Raw genomic sequence first — 8817 nt, forward strand, 5'->3', positions numbered from 1 at the left:
GCGGAACACGGACATCGGCTCTCTCCTGATTGATCCCTTTGTGTTCCATTTAAGTTCATTAACTGGACAAAGTAAAGAACATAATCGGAACAAGGAGCCGCGCCTCACCCCGCCGCGAGATAGCGGATCGCCGCGTCGCGGTCGTGCAGCCACAGGAGCAGCCGCATCGCCGCGCCGCGATCGCTGGTCAGGTCGGGGTCGCGCGCGAGCGCCAGCCGCGCATCGTCCTGCGCCATCTTCAGGAGCCGCCCCTGCCGCTCCAGATCGGCGATGCGAAAGCGCGGCAGGCCCGATTGCTGCGCGCCGAGCAGGTCGCCGAAGCCGCGCAGCCGCAAATCCTCCTCGGCGATGCGGAAGCCGTCCTCGGTGTCGCGCAGCGCGGTGAGGCGGGCGCGGGCCGTCTCGCCAAGCGGCCCGTAGAGCAGCAGGCAGCTCGACGCGTCCGACCCGCGCCCCACCCGCCCGCGCAGCTGGTGGAGCTGCGCGAGCCCGAAAGTCTCGGCGCGCTCGATCACCATGACCGAGGCCTCGGGCACGTTGACGCCGACTTCCACGACCGTGGTCGCCACGAGGATCTGCGCGCGCCCCGACGCGAAATCGGCCATGGCGGCGTCGCGCTCGGCATGCGGCATCTGGCCATGCGCCATCCGCACGGCGTCGCCGAAGCGGGCCTTCAAGGCGGCGAAACGCGCCTCGGCGGCGGGCAGATCGGACTGTCCGGTCTCCTCGACCAGCGGACAGACCCAGTAGACGCGCCGCCCCTGCGCGAGCGCCGCGCCGAGCCGCGCGATCACCTCCTCAAGCCGGCCCATCGAAATCAGCCGCGTCTCGACCGGCTTGCGGCCCGGCGGCTTCTCGTCGAGCACGCTGACGTCCATGTCGCCGAAGCCCGCCAGCGCCAGCGTGCGCGGAATGGGCGTGGCGGTGGTCACCAGCATGTCCGCAGCGCCCCCCTTCGCGGCGAGTTCCATGCGCTGGCGCACGCCGAAGCGGTGCTGCTCGTCGATCACGGCGAGCCGCAGATCTGCGAAATCGACGTCCTTCTGGAACAGCGCATGGGTGCCGATGAAAATGGAGGTCTCGCCCGAGGCGGCGCGGGCGAGTTTCTCGGCCCGCGCGGCCCCTTTGTCGCGGCCCGTCAGGAGCTCGACCCGCACGCCGACAGTCTCCGCGAGCGGCGCGACGCCGTCGAAATGCTGGCGGGCGAGCAGTTCGGTCGGGGCCATCATCGCAGCCTGCCCGCCGGCCTCGACCGCCACCAGCATCGCCATCAGCGCGACCAGCGTCTTGCCGGAGCCGACATCGCCCTGCAGCAGACGGTTCATGCGCTGGGGCGCGGCCATGTCGGCCTCGATCTCGGCGAGGGCGCGGCGCTGGGCCCCGGTCGGCGCATAGGGCAGCGCGGTCAGCGCCGCCTTGCGCAGCCGCCCGTCGCCCTGCGTGACGCGCCCCTTGCCGCGGCGCAGCTTCGCGCGGGCGAGAGCGAGGGTGAGCTGGTGGGAGAACAGCTCGTCATAAGCGAGCCGGGCGCGGGCCGGCGCGTCTGGCGCCAGCGCCTCGGGACCGTCGGGGGCATGGACCGCGCGCACCGCCGCGCGCCAGCCGGGCCAGGCTTCACGTGCGAGGACGGCGGGATCGATCCATTCGGGCGGATCAGGCGCGCGCTGCAGCGCGCCTTCGACGGCGCGGGCGATGGTCCGCTGCCCCAGCCCTTGCGTGGCGGGATAGACCGGCTCGAACTCGGGCAGCGCCTCGGCCTCGGCTGGTGGCAGGAGGTGGTCGGGATGGGGCATCTGCGCCAGCCCGTCGAAGATCTCGATGCGGCCCGAGGCGATGCGGCGCGCGCCCGACGGCGCGATCCGGCGCAGGTGCTCGGGCGCCCCGTGGAAATAGACGAGCTGGAATTCGGCCTCCGCGTCGCGCACGTCGATGCGGTAGGGCCGGCCCTTCGCGCGCGGCGGATGATGCGCGCCGATCTCGACTTCCACCGTCGCCACCGCGCCTTCGGGAACGCCGACGATGCTCGATCGCAGCCGGCGGTCGATGACGTTATGCGGCGCCAGAAAAAGCAGGTCGCGCGGGCGCGTCGCGTCGAGCCTGGCGAAAAGCTTCGCCGAGGCCGGGCCGACGCCCGGCAGGGCCGTCAACTCGGCGAAGAGCGGCCAGAGCGGTTCGGGGCGTGCGGACATGGGCGCGACGATGCAGCGCCGGGCGATCCGGGGGAAGCCCTCCCGCTCAGTCCTCGCGCCAGAACTTGCGCGCCTCGCTCAGCGCCCGCCAGTCGCGCTTGGCATGCGACCAGTGCGCCTCGGCGCGCGCCTCCGAGGTCGCCAGAACGCGGCCCACGGCGCGCTGGGCCGCGGGGTCGGCGGCGGCGGGCGCGTCGGGGCCGGTCAGGGCGGCTTCGGCCATCGCCATGTCCTGCAGCGCGCCGAAATCGTCCTGCAAGGTCTTGAGCGTGCGGATGAAGGCGGCGGTCGGCTTGACCTTGAAGAGCGGCGCGAAGAACTCGGCGGCGTAGCGCAGCTTCTTCAGCGCCTTGCGCAAGTCGTGGCGCGCCTCGCCCTCCAGCTCCTCGATCCGCGCGCCGAGTTTCGCGGCCTTGCGCCAGCGCTTGTCGAGGGCGGCGGCGGCGAGATGGGCGACGGGCTGGGCGAGCTCGGCGGTCTGCGAGATGTCGTCGGGGCGCAGCCAGCCGCGTCCCTCGACGAAGCCCCCGAGGTCGAAGACGAAACCGGCGGTGCGCGGCTCGGCCAGCCGCGCGCGGGCCGCCTTACGGGCGACGTCGCGACGCCCGGCGAGGGCGGCGTGGAGCGCCGCGAAGCCGGGATCGGCGGGCGCGCCTGGGGCGGGGATCGCGACTTCCTCCATCAGAACGTCGAGATCGCGCACGGCGCCGACGCAGGCAGCCAGGTCGCGCGCTTCGGCGTCGAGCGCGCGCAGGGCGGGGACGTCGAGGATCGGCGCGAAGACCGAGACCGCCGTGCGCAGACGGCGCAGGCCGACGCGCAGCTGGTGCGGCCCTTCGGGCGCGTCGTTGAAGGCGGTGGCGGCGACGTTGCCCATGATCTGGTCGAGGCACAGCCGCAGAACGTCGCGCGCCGCCTGCTCGGCGGTCAGCGCGCGCGCGAGGATGACCGGCGCCGCCTGCACCGGCTCAGGGACGGCGCGCACCCCCTCCCCGCCCGCGGCGAGCGCGAAGCCGCGCTCGGCCTTGTTGCGCCGCGAGGCGCGCAGCGGCGCGGGCGGCCAGAGCGCCTTGGCCAGCTCGAACAGCTCCGCCGCCTGGCCCGATTTGAGCTCAAGCTCCGCCTCGCGCAGATGCGCCGCGCGCTCGCCCGCGCGGATCTCGCCCACGTCGACCGCGAGTTCCACCGACCCGCCCCGCGGCGCCTGCAAAAGCCAGAGGCTGCGCTGGATGTCGGTTTCGAAGACAGGGACGGGCTGGGCGCCGTCGAGCGCGTCGAGCACCGCCTCGCGCAGCGCGACGTCGCCGATGGCGTGGAGCGCGAGCCGACCGCCCGGCGCAGGCTGCTCGTCCTCCAGCGGCCTCGACAAACCGGCGATCACGCCGGAGCCGAGTTTCACGGTCTGCACCCATCGGCGACCTTCGCGGCGCACCCGCAGGGCGATGCGCCGACGCGAGAGCGCGCGGTCGGGCGTGTCGAAATAGACGGCTTTCAGCCTGATTCTGCTCGGTTTTCCCGAGGTGAGGGGCGCTGATGCGGCGGCCGCGCGCAGGGCCTTCTCGGTGGCGGCGTCGAGCAGCAGCTTGAGTTCGATCTCGGTTGTCATGTCATGGAGATGACAAGAACCTTGCAACTCCGCAAGTGGTCCGCATCACTCGCCCGCATTTTCATGCCGATTTGTCGAGAAGATCACGCCAGCCGGCCTCGTCGAGCACGGCGACGCCCAGCGACTCGGCCTTCTTCAGCTTCGATCCCGCCTCGGCCCCCGCGACCACCAGATCGGTCTTCGCGCTGACCGATCCGGCGACTTTCGCGCCCAGCGCCTCGGCCCGCGCCTTCGCCTCGGCGCGCGACATCGTCTCCAGCGTTCCGGTGAAGACGACGGTCTTGCCCGCGAGCGCCGCGCCTTCGCCGGCAGGGGCGGCGAGGGGCGCCACGGTCAGATGCGCGCGCAGCCGGTCCACCGCGTCGCGGTTGTGCGGCTCGGCGAAGAAGGCGGCGAGCGCGGTCGCCATCACCTCCCCCACCCCGTCGATGGCGAGCAGCGCCTCCCACGCCTCGCCCTCGCGCGGCGCGCAGGCGCGCATCGCGCCCTCGAAGCTCTCCCAGTCGCCGTAAGCGCGGGCGAGGAGGCGGGCGGAGGTCTCGCCCACATGGCGCACGCCGAGCGCGAAGATCAGCCGGTCGAGCCCGATCTCGCGGCGCGCGGCGATGGCGGCGAACAGATTGGCGGCGGATTTCGCGCCCCAGCCCTCGCGGTTCCTCAACTGGCGCAGCGCGCCGTCGCCGTAGCGGTTTTCAAGTTCGAAGATGTCGGCGGGCTCGCCGATCCAGCCGTCGCGCCAGAGCGCCTCGACCTGCTTGGCGCCGAGCCCTTCGATGTCGAAGGCGTCGCGGCTCACGAAATGCTTGAGATGCTCGACGCGCTGATGCGGGCAGGCGAATTCCCCTGTGCAGCGGCGCACCGCTTCGCCTTCGGGGCGAATGGTCGGGGTGCGCAGGTCGCAGGGGCAGGTTTCGGGCGGCGTCCACGGCGCGGCGCCGGCGGGGCGCTTGCCGAGGTCCACGTCGAGCACCTTGGGGATCACGTCGCCCGCGCGATACACCGTCACCGTGTCGCCGACCCTCAGGTCGCGCCCCGCGCGGATCGGCTGGCCGTCCGAGCCGCGCCCGGCGATGTAGTCCTCATTGTGCAGCGTGGCGCTCGACACCACGACGCCGCCGACCGTCACCGGGCGCAGCCGCGCCACGGGCGACAGCGCGCCGGTGCGGCCCACCTGGATCTCGATGGCCTCCAGCACGGTCTCGGCCATCTCGGCGGAGAACTTGAAGGCCACGGCCCAGCGCGGCGTGGTCGAGCGCATGCCGAGGCGGGCCTGAAACTCCAGATCGTCCGCCTTGCACACGACGCCGTCGATGTCGTAGCCGAGCGCGGCGCGGCGCGCGGCCAGCTCTGCATGACAGGCGATCAGCGCCTCGACGCCCGCGCAGCGGCGGCTGTCGGCGTTGACCGGCAAGCCGAGCGCGCGGATCCGCGCCAGCGCCTCCCATTGCGTCGCCGCGAGCGGTTCGGAGACCTCCCCCCAGCCATAGGCGAAGAAGCGCAGAGGACGCGAGGCGGTGACAGTGGGGTCGAGCTGGCGCAGCGAGCCCGCGGCGGCGTTGCGCGGATTGGCGAACACCTTGGCGCCCGCCTCGGCCTGTCGGGCGTTCAGCGCCGCGAAATCGGCATGGGTCATGTAGACTTCGCCGCGGACCTCCAGCACCTCGGGCGCGCCCTCCAGCCGGTGGGGAATGTCGGAAACCATGCGCGCATTGGCGGTGACGTTCTCGCCGGTCTCGCCGTCGCCGCGCGTCGCCGCCTCGACCAGCGCGCCGCCTTCGTAGCGCAGGCTGAGCGAGAGGCCGTCGATCTTGGGCTCGGCGACATAGGCGACGTCGGCCTCGGGCGGCAGCGAGAGGAAGCGCTTGAGGCTCGCGTCGAACTCGCGCAGCTCGCCCTCGTCCATCGCGTTCTTCAGCGACAGCATCGGCCTGCGATGGCGCACTTGCGCGAACGCCTCCGACGGCGCGGCCCCGACGCGGGCCGAGGGGCTGTCGCCTCGGATCAGGTGCGGAAAGCGCGCCTCGATGGCGGCGTTGCGCCGCTTGAGCGCGTCATACTCGGCGTCGGCGATCACCGGCGCGTCCTGCTGGTGATAGGCGCGGTCGTGGCGCGCGATCTCGGCGGCGAGGCGCGCAAGTTCCTCGGTCGCCTCCTCCTCGGACAGCGCTGCGATGTCGATGAGTCCGCTCATGTCCGCCCCCGCCCGGCTCCGCGGCGGAAAGTGCGGCGGCGGTCGCCGCCGGTCAAGAAAGCAAGGGACCCGCCCTTGCGGGGCGGGTCCCTGTCTCCGGGCCTTCGCGCCGCCCTACCGGGCGTCGGCGATCGCACGCTTTGTCATCACCTTCGCCAGATGCGCGCGATAGGCGGGCGAGGCGTGGATGTCGCCGAGCATGTCCTCCGCATCGAGCGCGAGCGGCTCTATCGCCTCGGGCGACCAGTTCGCCGCAAGCGCCTCCTCGGCTTCGGTCCAGCGGAACACGCCGCTGGTCGAGGCGCCGGTGATCGCCACCCGCGGCCCTTCGGTCGTGCGGGCGACGAAGGCCGCGGCCATCGCGAAGCGCGAGGCGGGCTGGATGAACTTGCGGTAGCAGGCCGAATGCGGGATCGGGAAGCGCACCGCCTTGATGATCTCGCCTTCCTCGAGCGCGGTGTCGAACATGCCCTGGAAATAGTCGTCGGCTTCGATCTCGCGGGCGTTGGTCACGATGGTGGCCCGCAGCGCCAGCGCCGCCGCCGGATAGCAGGCCGCCGGGTCGTTATGGGCGAGCGAGCCGCCCAGCGTGCCCCGGTTGCGCACCTGCGGATCGCCGATGCCGCCAGCCAGCTCCGCCAGCGCCGGGATCGCGTCGCGCACATGCGGATCGGTCGCGACCGCCGCATGGGTGGTCGCCCCCCCGATGGTGAGCGATCCGCCCGCCGCCTGCACGCCGATCATCTCGGGGATCCCCGAGACGTCCACGAGCAGCGACGGCTGGGAGAGGCGCTGCTTGAGCGTCGGCACGAGCGATTGGCCGCCGCTCATCAGATAGGCTTCCTCGCGGCCGAGCGCCGCGGCGGCGTCGTCGATCGACTTCGCCTTCACATAGTCGAAATTGTACATCTCTCCCCCCTCACTCGGCCGCAGCGGCGGGCTTCGCCGCCTGGATCGCCGCCCACACCTTCTGCGGGGTCAGCGGCATGTCGATATGCGTGACCCCGTAGGGGCTCAGCGCGTCGATCACGGCATTGACGAAGGCCGGCGGCGAGCCGATGGCGCCGGCCTCGCCGCAGCCCTTCACGCCGAGCGGGTTGTGGCTGCAGGGCGTGTTGCAGGAGTGGTCGACATGCACCATCGGGATGTCGGCGGCGCGGGGCATGGCGTAGTCCATGAAGGAGCCGGCGCCGGGCTGGCCGTCCTCGTCGAACATCACATGCTCCATCATCGCCTGGCCGATGCCCTGCGCGACCCCGCCATGGACCTGGCCCTCGACGATCATCGGGTTGACCACATTGCCGAAATCGTCGGCCGCGTTGAACGCGAGCACGGTGACGACGCCGGTGTCGGGGTCCACTTCGACTTCGCAGGCGTAAGCGCCCGAGGGGAAGGTGAAGTTCTTGGGGTCATAGAAGGCCGTCTCCTCGAGCCCCGGCTCGACCGTGTCGAGCGGGTACTTGTGGGGGACGTAGGCCGCGAGCGCGACTTCGCCGAAGGTGATCTTCTTGTCGGTGCCGGCGACGGTGAAGGCGCCGTTCTCGAAAGCGATGTCGGCCTCGGCGGCCTCCAGCAGATGCGCCGCGACCTTCCTGGCCTTGTCGATCACCTTGTTGACGGCGTTCACGATGGCCGTGCCGCCGACCGCGAGGCTGCGCGAGCCGTAAGTGCCCATGCCGAACGGCACGCGGGCGGTGTCGCCATGCACGATGTCGATCGACGCCTCCGGCAGGCCGAGCATGTCGGCGACCACCTGGGCGAAGGTGGTCTCATGGCCCTGACCGTGGCTGTGCGAGCCGGTGAACACCGAGACCGAGCCCGTCGGGTTCACGCGGATCGTCGCCGCCTCGTAGAGGCCCGCGCGAGCGCCGAGCGCGCCGACGAGCGAGGAGGGCGCGATCCCGCAGGCCTCGATGTAATGCGCGAAGCCGAGGCCCCGCAGCTTGCCCTTCGCAGCGCTTTCCGCCTTGCGGGCGGCGAAGCCCGCGCGGTCGGCCATCTGCACGCACTTGTCCATGGTCGCGTCGTAGTCGCCCACGTCGTAGAGCACCGCGACCGGCGTCTGGTAGGGGAAGGCGTCCTTGGGGATGAAGTTCCGCTTGCGCAGCGCCACTGGATCGACGCCCAGTTCGCGCGCCGCCTTGTCCACGACGCGCTCGATCTGATAGGTCGCCTCGGGCCGGCCGGCCCCGCGATAGGCGTCAACCGGCACCGTGTTCGTGAACACCGCCTTGACGTTGGTGAAGATCAGCGGCGTCTTGTAGTTGCCCGCAAGCAGCGTGCCGTGCAGCCAGGTCGGGATGCAGGGCGCGAACGTGCTCAGATACGCGCCCATGTTCGCCAGCGTCGTGCAGCGCAGCGCCGTGAAGTTGTTGTCCTTGTCGAGGGCGAGCTCGATCTTCGTCACATGGTCGCGGCCCTGCGCGTCGGAGATGAAGGCCTCGGTGCGGTCCGAGGTCCACTTCACGGGGCGGCCCACCGCCTTCGACGCGAAGGTGACGAAGGCTTCCTCGGCGTAGTGGTAGATCTTCGAGCCGAAGCCGCCGCCCACATCCGGCGCCACGACGCGCAGCTTGTGCTCGGGGATGCCGAGCACGAAGGCGCCCATCAACAGACGGATGACGTGCGGGTTCTGCGAGGTGGTGTAGAGGGTGTATTCGTCGCGGGCGCGGTCGAATTCGCCGATGGCCGCGCGCGGCTCCATCGGGTTGGCGACGAGGCGGTTGTTGACCAGTTCCAGCGTGGTGACGTGGGCGGCGTTGCGGATCGCCTCGTTCACGGCGGCCTTGTTCTCGGCGACGAACTCCCAGTCGTAGCAGAGGTTGTCCGGC

Annotated in this window: 5 protein-coding genes; all 5 read right to left on the reverse strand. The window is 71.5% G+C overall.

Translation table 11 applies throughout. The features are described from left to right. Positions 1 to 104: 104 nt before the first annotated feature. Entirely contained in the window at positions 105 to 2189 is a 2085-nt protein-coding gene (gene recG / locus V7Q31_RS09490) for an ATP-dependent DNA helicase RecG (RefSeq protein WP_333833491.1), read from the reverse strand. Positions 2190 to 2235: 46 nt separating this feature from the next. Continuing rightward, entirely contained in the window at positions 2236 to 3795 is a 1560-nt protein-coding gene (locus V7Q31_RS09495) for a CYTH and CHAD domain-containing protein (RefSeq protein WP_333833492.1), read from the reverse strand. A gap of 61 nt (positions 3796 to 3856) precedes the next feature. Next, positions 3857 to 5986, reverse strand: a complete 2130-nt coding sequence (gene ligA / locus V7Q31_RS09500; protein ID WP_333833493.1) for an NAD-dependent DNA ligase LigA — start codon at positions 5984 to 5986, stop codon at positions 3857 to 3859. A 114-nt stretch (positions 5987 to 6100) separates the two neighbouring features. After that, entirely contained in the window at positions 6101 to 6895 is a 795-nt protein-coding gene (locus V7Q31_RS09505) for an FAD binding domain-containing protein (protein WP_333833494.1), read from the reverse strand. Positions 6896 to 6905: 10 nt separating this feature from the next. Beyond that, on the reverse strand, positions 6906 to 8817 hold a 1912-nt coding region (locus V7Q31_RS09510), incomplete at its 5' end, for a xanthine dehydrogenase family protein molybdopterin-binding subunit (protein ID WP_333833496.1).

This window comes from Rubrimonas sp. (assembly GCF_036788415.1).
Classification (GTDB): Bacteria; Pseudomonadota; Alphaproteobacteria; order Rhodobacterales; family Rhodobacteraceae; genus Rubrimonas.